General features: G+C 60.5%; 16 protein-coding genes and 1 pseudogene. 14 read left to right on the top strand and 3 right to left on the bottom strand.

The window, feature by feature from the left end:
- Positions 1-176: 176 nt before the first annotated feature.
- From DWY05_RS07250 to DWY05_RS07290, 9 genes and pseudogenes are all read left to right on the top strand, one after another.
- Positions 177-1,352 carry an MFS transporter gene (locus DWY05_RS07250; RefSeq protein ID WP_158565742.1) on the top strand — a complete coding sequence of 392 codons (1,176 nt, stop codon included), beginning with the start codon at positions 177-179 and terminating at the stop codon, positions 1,350-1,352.
- A gap of 114 nt (positions 1,353-1,466) precedes the next feature.
- Positions 1,467-2,321 (top strand): class II fructose-bisphosphate aldolase, encoded by an 855-nt coding sequence (locus DWY05_RS07255; RefSeq protein ID WP_117635577.1) that lies wholly within the window; start codon positions 1,467-1,469, stop codon positions 2,319-2,321.
- Between the two features lie 10 nt (positions 2,322-2,331).
- On the top strand, positions 2,332-2,760 hold the full coding sequence (locus tag DWY05_RS07260) for a PTS sugar transporter subunit IIA (protein ID WP_117635576.1): 429 nt from the start codon (positions 2,332-2,334) through the stop codon (positions 2,758-2,760).
- Between the two features lie 29 nt (positions 2,761-2,789).
- On the top strand, positions 2,790-3,293 hold the full coding sequence (locus tag DWY05_RS07265; protein WP_117635575.1) for a PTS sugar transporter subunit IIB: 504 nt from the start codon (positions 2,790-2,792) through the stop codon (positions 3,291-3,293).
- A 64-nt stretch (positions 3,294-3,357) separates the two neighbouring features.
- Positions 3,358-4,152, top strand: coding sequence for a PTS sugar transporter subunit IIC (locus tag DWY05_RS07270; protein ID WP_199409601.1), 795 nt, complete (start codon positions 3,358-3,360; stop codon positions 4,150-4,152).
- Positions 4,149-4,985, top strand: coding sequence for a PTS system mannose/fructose/sorbose family transporter subunit IID (locus tag DWY05_RS07275; RefSeq protein WP_117635573.1), 837 nt, complete (start codon positions 4,149-4,151; stop codon positions 4,983-4,985). The genes DWY05_RS07270 and DWY05_RS07275 overlap by 4 nt, the downstream gene beginning before the upstream one ends.
- A 97-nt stretch (positions 4,986-5,082) precedes the next feature.
- Positions 5,083-6,027, top strand: a complete 945-nt coding sequence (locus DWY05_RS07280; RefSeq protein ID WP_117635572.1) for an aldo/keto reductase — start codon at positions 5,083-5,085, stop codon at positions 6,025-6,027.
- A 71-nt stretch (positions 6,028-6,098) separates the two neighbouring features.
- Positions 6,099-7,109: an alpha/beta hydrolase gene (locus tag DWY05_RS07285; RefSeq protein ID WP_158558711.1), complete on the top strand. Its 1,011-nt coding sequence runs from the start codon at positions 6,099-6,101 to the stop codon at positions 7,107-7,109.
- A gap of 191 nt (positions 7,110-7,300) precedes the next feature.
- Positions 7,301-7,552, top strand: a pseudogene (locus tag DWY05_RS07290) (HAD family hydrolase); the annotation flags it as partial.
- A gap of 45 nt (positions 7,553-7,597) precedes the next feature.
- Here DWY05_RS07290 and DWY05_RS07295 read toward each other — a convergent pair.
- Positions 7,598-8,389: a DeoR/GlpR family DNA-binding transcription regulator gene (locus tag DWY05_RS07295; protein WP_158558710.1), complete on the bottom strand. Its 792-nt coding sequence runs from the start codon at positions 8,387-8,389 to the stop codon at positions 7,598-7,600.
- A gap of 349 nt (positions 8,390-8,738) precedes the next feature.
- Here DWY05_RS07295 and DWY05_RS07300 point away from each other — a divergent pair, with 349 nt between their 5' ends.
- The 5 genes from DWY05_RS07300 to DWY05_RS07320 all read left to right on the top strand — a co-directional run bounded on the left by DWY05_RS07300 (position 8,739) and on the right by DWY05_RS07320 (position 12,748).
- On the top strand, positions 8,739-9,449 hold the full coding sequence (locus DWY05_RS07300) for a transaldolase (protein ID WP_117564350.1): 711 nt from the start codon (positions 8,739-8,741) through the stop codon (positions 9,447-9,449).
- Positions 9,450-9,458: 9 nt separating this feature from the next.
- A complete protein-coding gene (locus DWY05_RS07305) occupies positions 9,459-9,905 on the top strand; it encodes a PTS sugar transporter subunit IIA (RefSeq protein WP_117582968.1) in 447 nt (148 codons plus the stop codon).
- 75 nt (positions 9,906-9,980) lie between these two features.
- Positions 9,981-10,256 carry a PTS sugar transporter subunit IIB gene (locus tag DWY05_RS07310; protein WP_022094539.1) on the top strand — a complete coding sequence of 92 codons (276 nt, stop codon included), beginning with the start codon at positions 9,981-9,983 and terminating at the stop codon, positions 10,254-10,256.
- A 71-nt stretch (positions 10,257-10,327) separates the two neighbouring features.
- The gene (locus DWY05_RS07315; RefSeq protein ID WP_089573144.1) at positions 10,328-11,719 is read left to right on the top strand and encodes a PTS ascorbate transporter subunit IIC; all 1,392 of its coding nucleotides are present in this window, start codon (positions 10,328-10,330) and stop codon (positions 11,717-11,719) included.
- A 324-nt stretch (positions 11,720-12,043) separates the two neighbouring features.
- A complete protein-coding gene (locus tag DWY05_RS07320; RefSeq protein ID WP_233504051.1) occupies positions 12,044-12,748 on the top strand; it encodes a transaldolase in 705 nt (234 codons plus the stop codon).
- A 380-nt stretch (positions 12,749-13,128) separates the two neighbouring features.
- On the opposite strand, the gene DWY05_RS07325 is transcribed toward DWY05_RS07320, so the two are convergent.
- Together DWY05_RS07325 and DWY05_RS07330 are read right to left on the bottom strand one after the other, a co-directional pair.
- Positions 13,129-15,276 (bottom strand): Tex family protein, encoded by a 2,148-nt coding sequence (locus tag DWY05_RS07325; protein WP_117821200.1) that lies wholly within the window; start codon positions 15,274-15,276, stop codon positions 13,129-13,131.
- A gap of 420 nt (positions 15,277-15,696) precedes the next feature.
- On the bottom strand, positions 15,697-16,737 hold the full coding sequence (locus DWY05_RS07330; RefSeq protein ID WP_117821199.1) for a Gfo/Idh/MocA family protein: 1,041 nt from the start codon (positions 16,735-16,737) through the stop codon (positions 15,697-15,699).
- Between the last annotated feature and the right edge of the window lie 64 nt (positions 16,738-16,801).

Below are 16,801 nucleotides of genomic sequence, written 5' to 3' on the forward strand. Positions count from 1 at the left end.
GCTGCTATCTTATGAGTCGTGAAACAACGGCACGAAAACGATGAAACAACAGAACATTGTTTCAACGCCTCGCAACTCCGTTTCACGCTAGATGGTGAATCACTTCGAAGCCCAGACAGGCACCCGGCGAGCAAGAAGGGAGAAGCACGATGCACAACGCCAAGACAAACGCAAGCATGACTTCGCTGTTCTTCGCGAACGTACTCTACTGGGTCTGCGCGGGCGTGTACTCGCCGTTTCTCTCCGCTCACTACACGAGCCTCGGCCTCAGCGCGGCCCAGACCGGCATCCTCCTCGCGGCGACCCCGGTGTGTGCGCTCGCCATCCAGCCGCTCTGGTCGACGATCGCCGACAAGCTCGGGCGCCGCCGCGCGGTCATCGTGGCCCTCTGCCTTGCGGCGGCGGTACTCGCTCCGCTGTATTACCTGGCGTCGACGTTCGTCCCGGTCCTTCTCGTAACCTTTGCATTCTCGGCGTTTTTCTCGGGGCTCCTGCCCCTGAGCGACTCCCTCGTCATCGAGCTCGCGGATCGCTCTGGCCTGGACTTTTCTCGCATTCGCATGGGTGGCACTATCGGCTATGCCATCGTCGTCCTGATCGTCGGTCGGCTGCTCGACATGGCTCCTCAAATCCAGTTCACGGTGGTCTCCGCCGCGCTGGTGGTCTTCGCGGCTCACATGTGGCGCCTCCCCGAGGCGGGAATTCGCGCCAATGCCGCGGACGATCCCAAGGTCTCCCACGGAAAGGGCCTCCTCTCGCTGTTCACCAGCAATGAGATCGCCTTCGTCTTGGTCTTCGCCTTCATCAGTTCGGCCGCGATTGGCTTCATCGGGGCGTTCTTGGGCCGCTACGCGGTCGAGCTTGGCGAGGGTCAGAACCTCGTGGGCGTCCTGAGTGCGGTCTCCGCTGCGAGCGAGATCCCCATCCTGCTCGTTTCCTCCAAGCTGGTCAGGCGCTTCGGCGAGATGAACCTCCTGATCTTTTCCTGCTTCATGGCGGCGCTCAGGCTCGTGCTTGTGGGCACCGGCATCGTCCCGGTCATGGTCTGCGGCCAGCTGCTGCAGAGCGTGAGTTACATGACCGTCTACTACTCCTGCGTTACCTACATTGCCAACCACACTTACGAGGATTGTCGCGCTCGAGGTCAGAGCGCCTTCGCGATGGTCCAGAGCGGTCTGTCCGTCGTGGTTGCGAACCTGTTTGGCGGTTGGGCGTGCGATGCGCTCGGCACGCACGCGGGTTTCCTGGCCTTCGCCCTCGCTTCAACGATTGCTGCAGTCGCTGCTCTTGTGGCGTACGTGCTATGGCGTCGAAGCGCGGCGCCGCAGCCTGAGGGCCAGGCGGCCGCATAGGCTCCACCGCGCCTCGCAAGCGCCTGCCAGCCTCGCGCTTCGCTTCGTGTTCAACCAGCTGACGAGCTGAGAACTGTCCGATCCAATGATTATTCAGGTGAAAGGAAGACAAAGATGTCACTCATCAAGGTCAACGAGCTTCTTCAACATGCGACCGAGCACCACTATGGCGTGCCCGCGATTAACGTCATCAATACGGAGACCATCCGTTATGCGATCCAGGCCGCCGAGGATGAGCACATGCCCATCATCATCCAGTACTGGCCTGGCTTCGAGGACCACTGCGCCCTCGACATCATCGCCTTCGCCGCCCGCTATTACGCCGAGCGTGCGAGCGTGCCCGTCGCCGTCCACCAGGATCACTCCGCTGGTTACGAGATCGCCGTCAAGGGCGTCAAGGCCGGCTTCCCATCCGTCATGGTCGACGGCTCCTCACTTCCCTATGAGGAGAACTTCCAGCTCACGAAGGACGTCGTCCAGGTCGCCAAGATCTTCGACGTCGACATCGAGGCCGAGCTCGGCCATGTCGGCAACGGCTCTGACGCCAACGACTTCGTGAACAGCGACCACTACACCGACCCGAACCTCGCCGAGGAGTTTGTCGAGGGCACCGGTTGCGGCTCGCTCGCCATCGCCGTCGGCAATGCCCACGGCCCCTATGTCAAGGTCCCGAACCTCGACATGGAGCGCATCAAGGCCTGCAGGGAGGCCGTCAGCGTCCCCCTCGTCATGCACGGATGCTCCGACATCCCCGACGAGCAGCTCCAGGAGGCCGTGAACCTCGGCATGAGTAAGTTCAACATCGCCACGGAGTACTTCCGTTCCATGTACCGCGCCTTCGAGAAGGACATCAACTCCGGTAAGAACGACGGCAACGGCATAGGCCTCCTGATGGACGCCGCCCCCGACATGCGCGCGTTCGTCGTCAGCAAGATCCAGCTTCTGAACCCCAACCACTATTCGCTCTAGGAGAGACTCGATGAAGAAAGTTCTTGTCGCGTCGCACGGCCACCTCGCAAGCGGAATCAGGAGCTCGATCGGAATCCTGACCGGCATGGCGGACATGGTGGAGGCAGTTGACTGCTACGTGGACGACTCCGATTTCACCCCTCGCATCCAGGCCTTTATTGACTCGGTGGGCCCTGAGGACGAGGCCATCATCTTCACCGACATCTACGGTGGTTCCGTCTTCCAGAAGGTCGTCCTTATGGAGCCGGAGAAGCGCGGGATCGTCCACGTCACCGGTATGAACCTCGGCCTCGTGATCGAGACGCTCCTCGGCGCCGAGCCGGTCACGGCAGATTCGATCAAGCAGAGCGTCGAGCTGGCGAGGGCGACGATGCAGGTCGTCGAGCCTCCGAGCAAGGCCGCGGACAACGAGGAGTCCGAGGGAGACTTCTTTGATTAGAGAGTACTAACAAGTAGAGAGAGGAAGCAATGATTGTTCAGGTTCGAGTCGATGACCGTCTGATTCACGGACAGGTCGCCCTGGTGTGGACCAAGGAGCTCAACACCACCAGGATCATCGTCGCCAACAAGCACGCCGTGGAGAGCGACGCCCTTCGCATGACGCTTTCCATGGGTACGCCGGCGGGCCAGAAACTCCTCGTCAAGGACGTTCCGGATGCCTGCCGCATCGCGAACGATCCGCGCGCGGACTCCATGCGCATCTTCGCGCTCACCAACTGCGTGCGTGACGTGCTTGAGCTCGTTAAGGGCGCGCCGGGCAAGATTGAGGGCGTGAACGTTGCCAACGTCGGCCGCTTCGACAAGTCCGATCCGGATAGCAAGGTCGCCCTCAACTCCACGATCATGCTCAACCCGGATGAGCTCGAGGCCGCGAAGGAGCTTTGCGAGCAGGGTATTCCGGTTTTCCATCAGCTTATCCCGTCCAATCCCAAGACTCCTCTCAAGAGTCTGATCGAGGCGGCGGGGAAATAAGGGGATTTGGCCAGGCGGCCAAATGAAATGAAAGAAAGGAAGTCAAATGGTTGGGTTGGCAATAATGGCCTGGTTGACCGTGCTGATTTGCTACGGCGGCAACTGGGTTCTCGGTCAGTGCATGATCGAGCGTCCTCTCGTGGTAGGTCTCGTTGCGGGCCTCCTGATGGGCGACGTCAAGACCGGTGTCATCATCGGTGCCTCTCTCGAGGCGATCTTCATGGGCGCGGTTAACATTGGTGGCGCTATCTCCGCCGAGCCTGTTACCGCGACCGCCCTCGCCGTCGCCTTCACCGTTGGCGCTGGTATCGACCAGGGTGCCGCCATCACACTGGCCGTTCCCGTGGGCGTCGTCACCGCATTTCTCTCGATCTTCATGAACAACGTGTTCCTCGCGTTCTTCGCAGCCACCTTTGACAAGATGGCCGCCGAGGGCAACGAGAAGGGCCTCGCGCTTCAGCACTTCGTTCTCTGGTTCGTTAAGTACGCCGCCTTTGGCCTCATCGCCTTCCTCGGCGTTTACCTTGGCGCCGAGCCCGTTGCCGCCATTGTCAACCAGATTCCGGCCAATGTCATGAGCGGCCTCAACGCCGTGGGTGCCCTCCTGCCCGCCGTTGGTATGGCGCTCCTGCTCCAGATGCTGTGGAGCACCGAGCTCAGCATCTACTTCTTCTTGGGCTTTACGCTCTACCAGTACCTCGGCCTCCCGATGATCGCCATCGCAGTTCTCGGTGTCATCATCGCGGTTGCCTCCGCCCTCCGCGACAAGGAGATCTTCGATCTCACCAAGAAGGGAGTGGCCACCCAGGCCGTTTCCGACGACTCTGTAACCAGCGACGAGGAGGATTTCTTCGCATGAGCAACCTGACCAAGAATGTGAGCCCTGAAGACAAGAAGATGCTCAACAGCATTTTCCTGCGCTCCTTCTCCGTGTTCGCTTCCTGCGCCGGCGGTTCCGTCAAGGCTGGCGCCGACGGCTGGCTGTACTCCGTCCAGCCCGCGCTTAACCGCTACTACGCCGATGACCCCGAGGCTCGTGCCGACGCCATGAAGCGTCACACGACTTGGTACAACATTACCCAGAACGTCGGCACGTTCGCCATGGGCCTCGTCGCCTCCATGGAGAGGGAGAACTCGCAGCACGAAGACTTCGACACCGAGTCCATCGACGGTATCAAGGTCTCCCTGATGGGCCCGATGTCCGGCATCGGCGACGCAATCTTCTGGGGCGTCCTGCGTGTTATCGCCGCCGGCATCGGCATTAACCTCGCCATGAGCGGCTCGCCCCTCGGCGCGATCATGTTCCTGCTGATCTACAACATCCCGTCGATCCTCTGCCGATACTTCATGACCTACCTCGGCTTCAGCATGGGCACCAACTTCATCTCCGAGATGTACGAGGGTGGTCTCATGAAGCTCATCACCAAGGCGACCTCCACGATCGGCCTGGTGATGATCGGCGCCATGACCGCGGCGAACGTCCAATTCAACACGATCCTGTCCATTCCGGTTCAGGACTCCGACCCCGTCATGATCCAGACCTACCTCGACTCGATCTTCAAGGGCATCGTGCCTCTGGGACTTACGCTCGTCGTCCTCTGGCTCCTGCGCAAGAAGAACGTGAACGTCAACATCATCCTGGTCGGCATCATGGTTCTGGCGCTCGTCCTCGGCCTCGTGGGCATCGTGTAAGGCGGTTTCCGGATCATCCGAAGCCTGTTCAAGGCAATTCCTGGCGGCACGCGATCGAGGACATTCGACGCGTGCCGCCCCATTAGAAGGAGAGAATATGCGCTACACGCACCTCAAGAACTCCGACGTTGACGTCTCCCAGCTCGCCGTGGGCACCTGGGCGATCGGCGGCGACTCCTTTGGTGAGAACGATGACGCCGCCAGCATGTCCGCCATCCGCACCATGCTCGATCACGGCGTCAACCTCATTGACACCGCGCCGTGCTATGGCAACGGCGCGTCCGAGAAGGTCGTCGGCAACGCGCTCAGGGGCGTCGACCGAGAGAGCTACCTGCTCTCGACCAAGGTTGGCCTGATCACCAGCGCCGCCGGCTATGACCGCGACTCTTCGTTCAAGAACATCATGAGGGAGGTCGAGAGCTCGCTGCGCAATCTCCGCACCGACTACATCGACTTCTACTTCGTGCACTGGCCCGACGCCAAGACCCCGTTCTCCGAGACGATGTGCGCCCTCCAGCTCCTCAAGGAGCAAGGCAAGATTCGCCACATCGGCGTCTCCAACTTCACGACCGAGATGATCGAGGAGTGCGAGAAGGTCGCTCAGGTCGACGTCCAGCAGCCGCCCTACTCCATGGTCGACCGCTCCTCCGAGGACCTTATCAAGTGGGGCTACGAGCGTGGCATCGACTCCTTCACCTATGGCTCCCTTGGCGCGGGCATCCTGTCGGGCAAGTTCCGCGAGCTGCCGAAGTTCGAGGAGGGCGATGTTCGTGGCGGCTTCTACGACTACTTCCAGGAGCCCAAGTTCTCGCGCGTCCAGGAGCTGCTCAAGGTCATGGACGAGATCGCCGAGGCTCATGACAAGCCCGTGGCACAGGTCGCCGTGAACTGGAGCACCCAGAAGGAGTACGTGGGCACCGCGCTCGTTGGCGTGCGCACGGACGCCCACGCGATTCAGAACTGCGAGACGTTCGAGTGGGAGCTTTCCGCCGATGAGATGGCCAAGCTTGACGCCAAGCTTGACGAGCTGAAGATCGGCTAGCCATGGGCACCGAGGAGAGGAGGTACCCCACTTCCGAGCTTGAAGTGCTTGAGCGTGGATCTAGGGAGGTCGTGGAGCCCAACGGGCTGAAGCTCCTGCTGAAGCCCGTGCCGGGAGACGAGCGCGAGCGCGTGCTCGATCCGCGCGTCTACGCGCGCGCCCATGCGAAGCTCGCCGCCGGCCCGGCGCCGGCGGGGCCGGTGGACGTGATCGCGTGGCGCTCCGCTCCCAACAAGGAGACCCATGTCGTGAGGGGCTCGAACGTCGCCAAGAAGACCGTCGTCATGAACTTTGGCGACAGGGGCATTCCCCTGCACGTCTTCACGCCCGAGGGCCACGGGTGCGGCTCCGCCGCGCTCGTGTTCATCCACGGCGGCGGCTTCATGGTGGGCAACATTGGCCAGTACGAGAACTGCCTGCGCGACATCGCGGAGCGAACGGGCTGCGTCGCGATCTACCCGGAGTACCGCTTGTCTCCCGAGACGATGTTCCCCGGTGGTGTCGAGGACTGCGTGAAGACGCTCGACTGGCTTGTCGAGCATGCGGATGAGCTGGGTGTCGACGCGACGCGGGTCGCCGTGGCTGGCGACTCCGCGGGCGGAAGCCTGACCAACGCCGTCGTCCTCGACGGGTCCCATGCGGACAGGATCAAGCTCGTGGCCGAGCTGTATCCGCTCGTCGACGGCGGCCCTGTTCCGGAGGAATGGTCCTATGACCTCTATGAGATCGTGAACGACCAGAGGGCCGAGGCTCTGAGCAGGGTGGATCGCATCCGCAACGCCAACGACGACCTGCCAGTGATGTATACCAACGGCAATGCGGAGGAGATGCTCGACCCGAGGGTGTCTGCCCTGTTCGCGGAGGACGTGAGCGCGTTCCCCCGCACGGTCATCATCTCTTCCGAGTATGACTACCTGCGCTATCAGGACGAGCTATTCGCGAAGAGGCTGCAGGATGCGGGCGTTGACGTCACCGCGATTCGCTATCGCGGCTGCGACCACGGCTTCTTCGAGATGTACGGCGTGATGCCTCAGGCTGAGGACGTCTGCCGCGTCATCTCCGAGGAGCTTGCGAAGATCTAGGGGCTCGTCGCGGCGGCCTCCTGGACGAGTGGCGGTCCGGCGGGATGCTAGGTGCGTCCCGCCGGACCTTTGCGTTGACGGGCGCGTGCCGCTTGCCGGAGGGCGTGTGTGGGGTTCGCTTCGGCGGTGCCGGATTAACCGGGAGATGCGTTTACCGCCGCTCTTCCAAGTGAGCCCAGCAAACAAATCGCGAGTTGAGCCCCAAGGGCATCGACAAGGGCGTGGGCCTGGCGCGGGCGCTGGCGTATCTAGGTCGCACCGGCAACGCGCGCACCTTTGGCTTTGGCGATTCCGGCAACGATCTGGGTATGCTCGCCGCTGTCGAGACGGCTGTCGCCATGGGCAACGCCATGCCCGAAGTCAAGGCGCTCGCCGACTACGTGACCGACGATGTCGCACACGACGGTACCGTCACAGCGATGCAGCATTTTGGGTTGATTTAATAAATGGCCGGGTCGCCCGCAGTGGGGGCGACCCGGCCATTTGAGCTATTTTGCAATATAGAGCTTGGGATGACTGCGACTGCTCTCGATCGCCGCCGTCATGATGCTCTCGTCGTCTCCATCAACGATGATGCCGTCGAGGTCATCGATCTGCGCGGACTGATAAAAACTGGTTTTGTTGAACTTTCCCTGGTCAACCATCATGTAGCCCTGGTTTGAGTTGGTAAGGTACATATGCTTGATCATGGCCGAGAAGTCGTGCTCGACGGTAAAACCGTGGTCGGGGTGGAATCCGTCGGCACTGACAAACGCCTTGTCGGCATGTAGTTTGCTCATGCAGTCGAGCGTTAGTGCGCCCGCGAGATAGAGGTGGCCCTTGCGCACGGAGCCGCCCAGCAGCACTACCGAAGCATTGGGGAGATTGAAGCTGGCGTAGTTCGCGATTGCAAGATCGCCGGTGATAATGGTGATCTCACGCTTGTCCATGAGGGCCTTAGCGAAGTAAAAGCCTGTGGTGCCGATATCAATTACCAGAACATCGCCATCATCAACAAGAGTTGCTGCGGTTGCGGCGATGGCCTCCTTGGCCTCGACTTGGACATTGATGCGCTCCTCGGGATACGAGATTGCGTTGGAGCGAGAAAGCGATACCGCTCCGCCGCGTACGCGACGCAGCTTGCCTTCGGATTCCAACGAGATGAGGTCGTGTCGTGCGGTGACTTCCGAAACCGAAAAACGGCGAACGATGTCGGATACCGAGATATTTGGCTTTTCGGCCAGCCAATTCATGATAAATCGCTGACGCTCGGCCGGTGAAAGGTCTGAAGTAGATGCCATATGCCGCTCCTTTTGAACAAAAGGTAAAAAGATGCGCCTTTCGTAATCGAAATATAACGTATCGATATGAAAAGAACAAGGCAAATTCGAATGAATCAAAAGAACGGAATGGCATGTCATAAATGCATGCGTAGCAGATAGTTCGCACGTAAACGGGCTATAAAGAGTCTCATTCTGAAGGTGCCGCCCAAAAGAAGTACGTTCACGCCCGATATTCGACCGTTCACGGAAAGCTGACAATTGAGCTTTCGATAGCTTTTGAAATGGTTTATAAAAGAAAACCGAAAAGCTTTTGAAACAAAGAAGAAGGCTTTCGATAGCAATAGTGTTAGATGAGAAAGGACCGAACATGGCGATCAAGGTGTTTGCCGACGGCGCTAACCTCGAGGGCATGCTTGACATGCATGACAATGGCAACGTTCAGGGCTTCACGACCAATCCTTCCCTTATGAAGGCCGGCGGCGTGACCGACTACCGCGCTTTTGCCAAGACGGTTCTTGAGCACATTACTGATGTGTCGGTCTCTTTTGAGGTATTCGCCGACGACGAGGCGGGTATGGAAGCCGAGGCTCGCGAGATCGCAACCTGGGCAGACAACGTCTACGTTAAGATCCCGGCGCTCAACACCAAGGGCGAGTCCACTGCCGCGCTGGTCAAGCGCCTTTCTGCCGACGGCATCAAGGTGAATGTCACCACTATCTTTACGCCCGAGCAGGTCGACGAGTTTGTCGATGCCGTTTCTGCTGAGACCCCCTCTATTCTGTCCATCTTTGCCGGTCGCATTGCCGATACCGGCGTCGATCCGCTGCCCCTCATGGCGGAGTCCGTAAAGAAGGCTGCCGTTAAGCCTGCTGCCGAGGTTCTCTGGGCGTCTACGCGCGAGGTCCTCAATATCTTCCAGGCGGAGTCCGTTGGATGCCAGATCATTACGGTCCCCAATGCCCTTCTTGCCAAACGCAAGAATTTCGGGAAAGATTTGCTTGAGTACTCGCTTGATACGGTCAAGGGCTTTGCCCGCGACATTCAGGCGCTTGGTTTTCACATCCTGCCCGAGGAGTAGGGGACGAGCATGCTGACTGATCTTCTTAAGCCCGAGCTTGTTGCCTGCCACGTCGAGGCCTCCGACTGGGAGGAAGCGATCAGGGCATGCGGTAAGTTGCTCGTAGACGCTGGCAAATGCGACCAGAGCTATGTTGACGCCATGATTTCATCGGTTCACAAATTCGGCCCCTATATGGTCTTGGAAGAGGGCATCGCCATGCCCCACGCTCAGGCAGATGGCAATGTGAGTGAAGCGGGGATCTGTATCGTCACGCTTGACCCAGCCGTTGCGTTTGGACACGAGGATTTCGATCCGGTTCACGTGCTCGTGGGTATTTGCGCACCCGACCCCAAGGCTCATCTTGGCTGCTTGGCGGAGCTTTCGCAGATGTTTGAGGACGAGGACTGCGTTGCCAAACTCAGCGCATGCGATACGCCCGAGCAGGTTTTGGAGACCATGCGTTCATTCTTTTAGGCCTTAATGGCACGGCGATGCGTCGCCGCTTTTGGATAGACGGAAAACCGTCACGTGTAGGAGAGGAAGGTTGCCATGCATATCATCACCGTATGCGGAAACGGCATCGGGTCCAGCCTGATGCTCGCTGGCAAAGTCGAGGAGCTTTGCGAGGAGGAGGGCATCAAGGCCGACGTTGAGTCTATGGACCTGAACGGTGCTTCTTCCGCAAATCCGGACCTGTTCATCACCGTTAAGGAGCTCGCCCCCGAGCTCCACGGCAACGTTGTGATCGTTCGCAGCTATGTGAACAAGAAGAAGATCCGCGAAGACGCCCTCGAGGCAATCAAGGCGGCCGCCGCTAACGCCTAAAGCGGCACAAAAAAGGGCGGTTCCCTGTGGAAGAGGGAAACGCGCCCACGTTAGAGAGAAAGGAAGCGCAGATGCAAGCCATCCTTCCCATACTTGAGTTTATCCAATCGATTCTGACCAAGCCAGCGTGGATTATGGGTCTATTTGCCTTTGTGGGCCTTGTCGCGCTTAAGCGTCCTGCCCACAAGGTGATGACGGGCACCCTGAAGCCCATTCTTGGTTACATCATGCTGTCCGCCGGCGCCGCTGTTGTTCAGGAGAACCTTGCTCCGCTGGGTACCTTCATCGAGACCGGTTTCCACATCACCGGCGTCGTGCCCAACAACGAGGTCGTCGTTTCGATGGCTCAGAGCGTGCTCGGCGTTCAGACCATGATGATCCTGATTCTCGGCTATGTCGTGAACATTATCATTGCCCGCTTTACCAAGTTTAAGTACATCTTCCTGACGGGCCATCACAGCATGTTTATGGCCTGCCTGCTGTCTGCCGTTCTGCAGGCATCTGGCTTCCAGGATGTCCAGCTTGTCATCGTGGGCGGCATGTTCCTGGGCCTCGTGAGCGCTATGCTTCCCGCCGTTGGTCAGCGTTTCACCGAGAAGGTTACCGATGGCGATGAAATCGCCATGGGCCACTTCGGTTCACTCGCCTATTACATCTCCGCTGCAGTCGGTACGCTTTTTGCTAAGGACGCCGAGGAGAACAGCACCGAGAAGATCGAGGTTCCCGAGAAGTTCGCCTTCCTGCGCGACACTACCATCTCCACGGCTCTTACCATGGCCTTCTTCTACCTGGTTACCGCTTTCGCCGCTTACATCGCAGATCCTGCGGTCGTTACCAAGACCGCTGGCGGCGACAACGTGATTGTCTATGCCCTGACCTGCGCTCTGTCTTTCGCCGTTGGTGTCACCATCGTCTATAACGGCGTTCGTATGATCCTTGCCGACCTGGTCCCGGCTTTCCAGGGCATCTCCAACAAGCTGATCCCCGGTGCCATCCCCGCCGTCGACTGCGCCGTCTTCTTCCCCTATGCTCCCACCGCCGTCATCCTCGGCTTTGTCGCTTCCTTTATCGGTGGCGTGGTCGGTATGTTCATCGTGGGCGCTACCCTGGGCATCTTCATCATCCCGGGCATGGTTCCCCACTTCTTCTGCGGTGCTACCGCGGGCATCTACGGCAATGCTACCGGCGGTCGCAAGGGCGCAGCTCTTGGCGCTTTCGTCAACGGCCTGCTCATCACCTTTGCCCCGGCCCTGCTCCTGCCCGTTCTTGACGTCTTTGGCTTCAAGAACACTACGTTCGGCGACTTCGATTTCTCCGTCATTGGTATTACGCTTGGCCGCGCTGCCGAGGCCTTCGGTACCACCGGTGTCTACGCGATTCTCGCTGTCCTTCTGGTCGTTGCCTTCGTCCCCAACTTCATCCACACCAAGGGTGCTGTGATCAATCACGTTGAGGAAGAGTAATCCAGGCATACGTTAAGCCCTAATCGGGCGGAGCTCCGATAACCGGCTCCTACACGGAAGCGGTGACGTCTCAATCGAGGCGTCACCGCTTTTTGCTTTGGAGCGATTGTGAATATGAGCCGGCGAGGCGCTGCTTCTGTTCCGTGAACGGAATCAAACGCAATGATCGGCAAAAACGTTTTGCCGCTGGGGCGTCGATATAAAAATGGTAAATCTGCAAAACCGTTCGCCGAGAAGATAAAAAACCGCAGTTCACGCCTTGATAAACGTAGATAAAGTGTTTAGCAGTTTATCGGCCGTATGCTAACGAAAGGAATCAGGCAGATGGCAATCAAGGTGTTCGCTGACGGTGCAAACCTCGAGGGCATGCTCGACATGTACGAGAGCGGCAACGTTCAGGGTTTCACGACCAACCCGTCCCTTATGAAGAAGGGCGGCGTGACGGATTACCGCGCGTTTGCCAAAGAGGTCCTGACCCATATCACCGATGTGTCCGTTTCGTTTGAGGTCTTTGCCGATGACGTCGAGACCATGGAGGTCGAGGCCCGCGAGATCGCTACCTGGGCCGAGAACGTCTACGTCAAGATTCCGTGCGTGACCACCAAGGGCGAGTCCACAGCCGAACTAGTGCGCAAGCTTTCCGCCGACGGCATTAAGGTCAACGTCACCACCATCTTTACGCCTGCGCAGGTCGACGAGATGGTCGAGGCCGTTGACGCCGAGACGCCGTCCATCATCTCGCTCTTTGCCGGCCGTATCGCCGATACCGGCGTCGACCCCATTCCGTTTATGACGGAGTCGGTCAAGAAGGCCGCCGCCAAGCCCAACTGTGAGGTCCTGTGGGCGTCCACGCGCGAACTCATCAACATTTACCAGGCAGAGGCTTGCGGTTGCCAGATCATTACGGTGCCCAACAGCATCCTGGCCAAGCGCAAGAACATCGGGCGCGACCCGTATGAGGTTTCGCTCGATACCGTGCGCGGCTTTGCCAAGGATATCGCCGCTTTGGGCTTCCATATCCTGCCGTAACGCGAACACTGGCTGCGCCGCGGGTTGTTCGCCCCGGCCTTTCCTTTCCCTATCGCTCACGCGCTTCGCGAGGGTCGCGCTGGGCAAAGGAAAGTCCGGGGCTGCCGACACGAGCTTGCCAGTAGGTTGGTGATAGGCTTCCATATCCTGCCGTGGACAAAGGTACCCCCGCCTGCGCCGTGCAAAATTGAGAGTATTCAGCAAGGTAAAGGCTTTTACCAGCTGGTTGAAGCACGGAACAACCCCCGTTTTGGCTCTGATGACGCTAAAACGGGGGCTGTTTTTGACGTTATTGTCTCTGAGGGGCGTTCGGAGCGGCGGAAATTGCAGAATACTCGCGATTTTGCACGTTGCTACAGGGGGTACCTTGCTTTGACGGTTTACTTCCCCTGCACCATGGTGAGGGAGATTTTCTTGCGGTCGCGATCGACCTTTTCGACCCACACCTTTACCGTGTCGCCGACGCGCACCACGTCGCTGGGGTGCTTGACGAAGCGGCTGGCCAGCTTGGAGATGTGCACGAGGCCGTCCTGGTGCACGCCCACGTCGACAAAGGCGCCAAAGTCGACGACGTTGCGCACCGTGCCCTTGAGTTCCGTGCCGGGTTCCAGGTCATCGATGGAAAGCGCCGAGCGGCTAAAGACCACCTCGGGCGCGTCGTCGCGCGGGTCGCGCCCGGGCTTCTTGAGCTCGTTGACGATGTCGATGAGCGTTAAGGTGCCGCAGTCCAGGTCGCTTGCCAGTGCCGAGATGCTGCCCAGGCGGCGCTCGATGTCGGGCACGCCGCCACGGCTGAGCTCGCTTGCCGCTACGCCGGCGCGCTCCAGGACGGCCGTGGCCACCTCGTAGCTCTCGGGGTGGACGCTCGTCGCGTCGAGCGGGTTCTTGCCGCCGCTGATGCGCAAAAAGCCGGCTGCGTTGAGATATGCCTTGGGTCCCAGTTTGGGGACCTTCTTAAGCTGGCGGCGATCGGTAAAGGCGCCGTTTTCCTCGCGGTAGGCCACGATGTTTTTGGCTACGCTCGGCGTGATGCCCGATACATATCCCAGCAGGCTTGCGCTTGCGGTGTTCACGTCGACGCCCACACGGTTGACGACGTCCTCCACCACGTGGCCCAGGGTGCGCGAAAGCTCGGCCTGGTCGAGGTCGTGCTGGTACTGACCCACGCCGATGGACTGGGGCGGAATCTTGACGAGCTCTGCCAACGGGTCCTGCAGGCGGCGGCCCAGGCTCATGGCGCCACGCACGGTGACGTCCAGGTCGGGATACTCCTGGCTGGCGAGCTCGGAGGCGGAGTACACCGACGCGCCGGCCTCGTTGACGATGGTGTATCGCAGCCCAGGCGCCTGCTCGGCGATGAACTCCGAGACGACTTCCTCGGTCTCGCGGCTGGCGGTGCCGTTGCCGATGACGATGGTGTTGACGCCGTCCTTCTTGACGAGGCGGGCGAGCTCGCGCTTGGTGCCGGCGACGTCGTGGCGCGGCTTGGTGGGGTAGACTACGCCGTGGTCGAGCAGCTTGCCGGTCTCGTCCATGACGGCGACCTTGCAGCCGGTGCGGTAGCCCGGGTCGAGCGCGAGCACGCGTGCGCCGCGCACGGGGCGCGCCGAGAGCAGGCCCTCGAGATTCTTGGCAAAGACGTTGATGGCCTCGGTCTGGGCGCGAACGGTGAGCTTGGCGCGGGCCTCGCGCTCCAGCGAGGGAGCCATGAGGCGCTTGTAGCCGTCGGCGATGGCGGCGTCGAATATGGGGGCGAAGACGCCCTGACGTCGGGGCCAACGGCTACCGAGGCGCGCCGTGGCGGCAGCGCCGTCGACGTTCACGCGCACGCGGAGCTTGCCCTCACGCTCACCGCGGTCGATAGCCAGCACGCGGTGGTTGGGGATGCGGCGCAGGGGCTCGTCATAGCTGTAGTACGGCTCGTAGGGGGTCTTCTCGGCGGGGTCGGTGGCCTCGACGACGATATCGGCGGTGTTTTGCGTAAAGGCGCGCAGATCGGCGACGTTCTCCGGGTCCTCGGCTACCGTCTCGGCCACGATGTCCGCCGCGCCGGCGAGCGCCTTCTCGGGCGTCTCGAAGCCGGCTTCCTCGTTGACGTAGGCCGCGGCGGTATCGAGCGCGCTGCCCTTGGCGGATGCCTGCATGATGATCATGTTGGCAAGCGGCTCCAGGCCTGCCTCGCGGGCCTTCTGTGCACGGGTCATGCGCTTTTTGCGGTAGGGCTTGTAGAGGTCCTCGACACGCTGGAGCTGCGTGGCCTCGCGAATCTGCTGCTCGAGCTCGGGCGTGAGCTTGCCCTGGGCGTCGATGAGCAGAATGACGTCCTCTTTGCGCTGCTCAAGATTGCGCAGGTAGGAAAGACGCTCGTCGAGTGCGCGCAGGGCGACGTCATCCATGCCGCCCGTGGCTTCCTTGCGGTAGCGCGAGATAAAGGGGATGGTGTTGCCCTCGTCGATGAGCTTGACGGCTGCCTCGATGTTGGCGGCCTTAAGGTTGAGCTCGCGGGCGAGCTGGGCGATAAGATCCATGGGACTCCTTGCGTTTAAGGTGCGTTTGCAGCACAGGGCTACCAAGGATACCACCTGCCACTTCGCTCAAAAAAGACTGTTTTGGCGCGGAACTACGAAAGTGGCCTATCTACTACGTTTGAACCGTGTGGGTCGACCATCCCCCGGTTTTCCGAAAATGCGCAACCCGTCTACCTGCGGTTTATATTCCGCGAAATATGGCATGGTTGAGGGTGATCGGTTAAACGTAGTAGATAGGCACATTTCATGGCGAGCGAATCAAGCTGAGGTGCAAAAAGCCCCCCGTCTCAGAAAAATCGTCAGCGAAGTAGCAAAAAGCCCCGCGGGCAGGAGGCTGCTCGCGGGGCAAAGAAGAGGGGCTTGTTGGTGGCGGACCGAAGGGTTCGGCATGGGGTTTCTGCCGCGGTCTGCCCTAAGGCATTACAGCTCGACGAGCTGGCCGGTCTCGGCGGCCTCCTTGATGGCGTTGAGAAGCGTGAGCGTCTTGACGTTGTCGGCGGGGGTCACGACGGGCTCGACCTCGCGGCGGACAACCTTCACAAAGTGCTTGAGCTGCATCTTGTGCGGCAGCGCCGGGTCCACGGCCGGGATCTCCATCTGCAGCGGCTTGTGCCAGTTGGAGGCGCCGTCGTAGGAGAACTGGTGCAGGCGGGGCAGCGAAAGAGCGCCCAAGGTTCCGCCGATAAAGTAGGCGTCGGCGTCGAAGGGGCGGTACTGCGGGTCCTCGCGAGCGGTTGCCTCCCAGTTCCAAGGGCTGGCGGTGGCGTCGGAGATGGTCATGCTCGCGAGCGCGCCGTCGGCAAAACGGACGTTGACCACGGCGGAGTCCTCGGTCTCAAAACCGCGGGCGGCGCTGGACTGCATGCCCTGGACGGCGACGGGCTCGCCCAGCAGGTAGCGGAGCAGGTCGACGTCGTGCACAAGGTTGACCAGGATCGGGCCGGCACCTTTCTTGCGGCGCCACTCGACATCGAAGTACTCGTCATTCTTATAGATCATGTAGTGGAAGCTCGACACGGTGAGCTTGCCCAGTTCGCCGGACTCGATGATCTCCTTGGCCTTGTTGACGAAGGGGTTGTGGCGACGGTGCTGGCCCACGAGCACGGGCACGCCGGCGGTCTCGGCCTCGGCGGCGAAGGCCTGGGCATCCTCGAGGTCGTTGGAGATCGGCTTTTCGACCAGCGGCACGATGTTGCGCTTCACGGCCTCGCGGGCAACGCCCAGATGCAGGTCGTTGGGGGTGGCGATGATGACGGCCTCGGGCTTGACCTCGTCCATCATCTGGGCGGGATTGGTGTAAAACGGCACGCCGGCGGCCTCGGCCGTGGCGCGGGCGCCCTCAAAGGCGTCGGCGATGGCGACGAGCTCGGCCTCGGGCTCCTCGGTGACAAAGCGGATGTGGTTGCGGCCCATGGCGCCGGCGCCGATAACGGCAATGCGGACGGGATTGAGCTCAGACATTTCGACTCCTTAATACTGGTGACCGGTGGAATGCGGCAAGAGGACGGCCCTTGCCGCGTCAAGC

Origin of the sequence: Collinsella sp. AF23-4AC, assembly GCF_003462685.1 — a bacterium.
Taxonomy (GTDB): domain Bacteria; phylum Actinomycetota; class Coriobacteriia; order Coriobacteriales; family Coriobacteriaceae; genus Collinsella.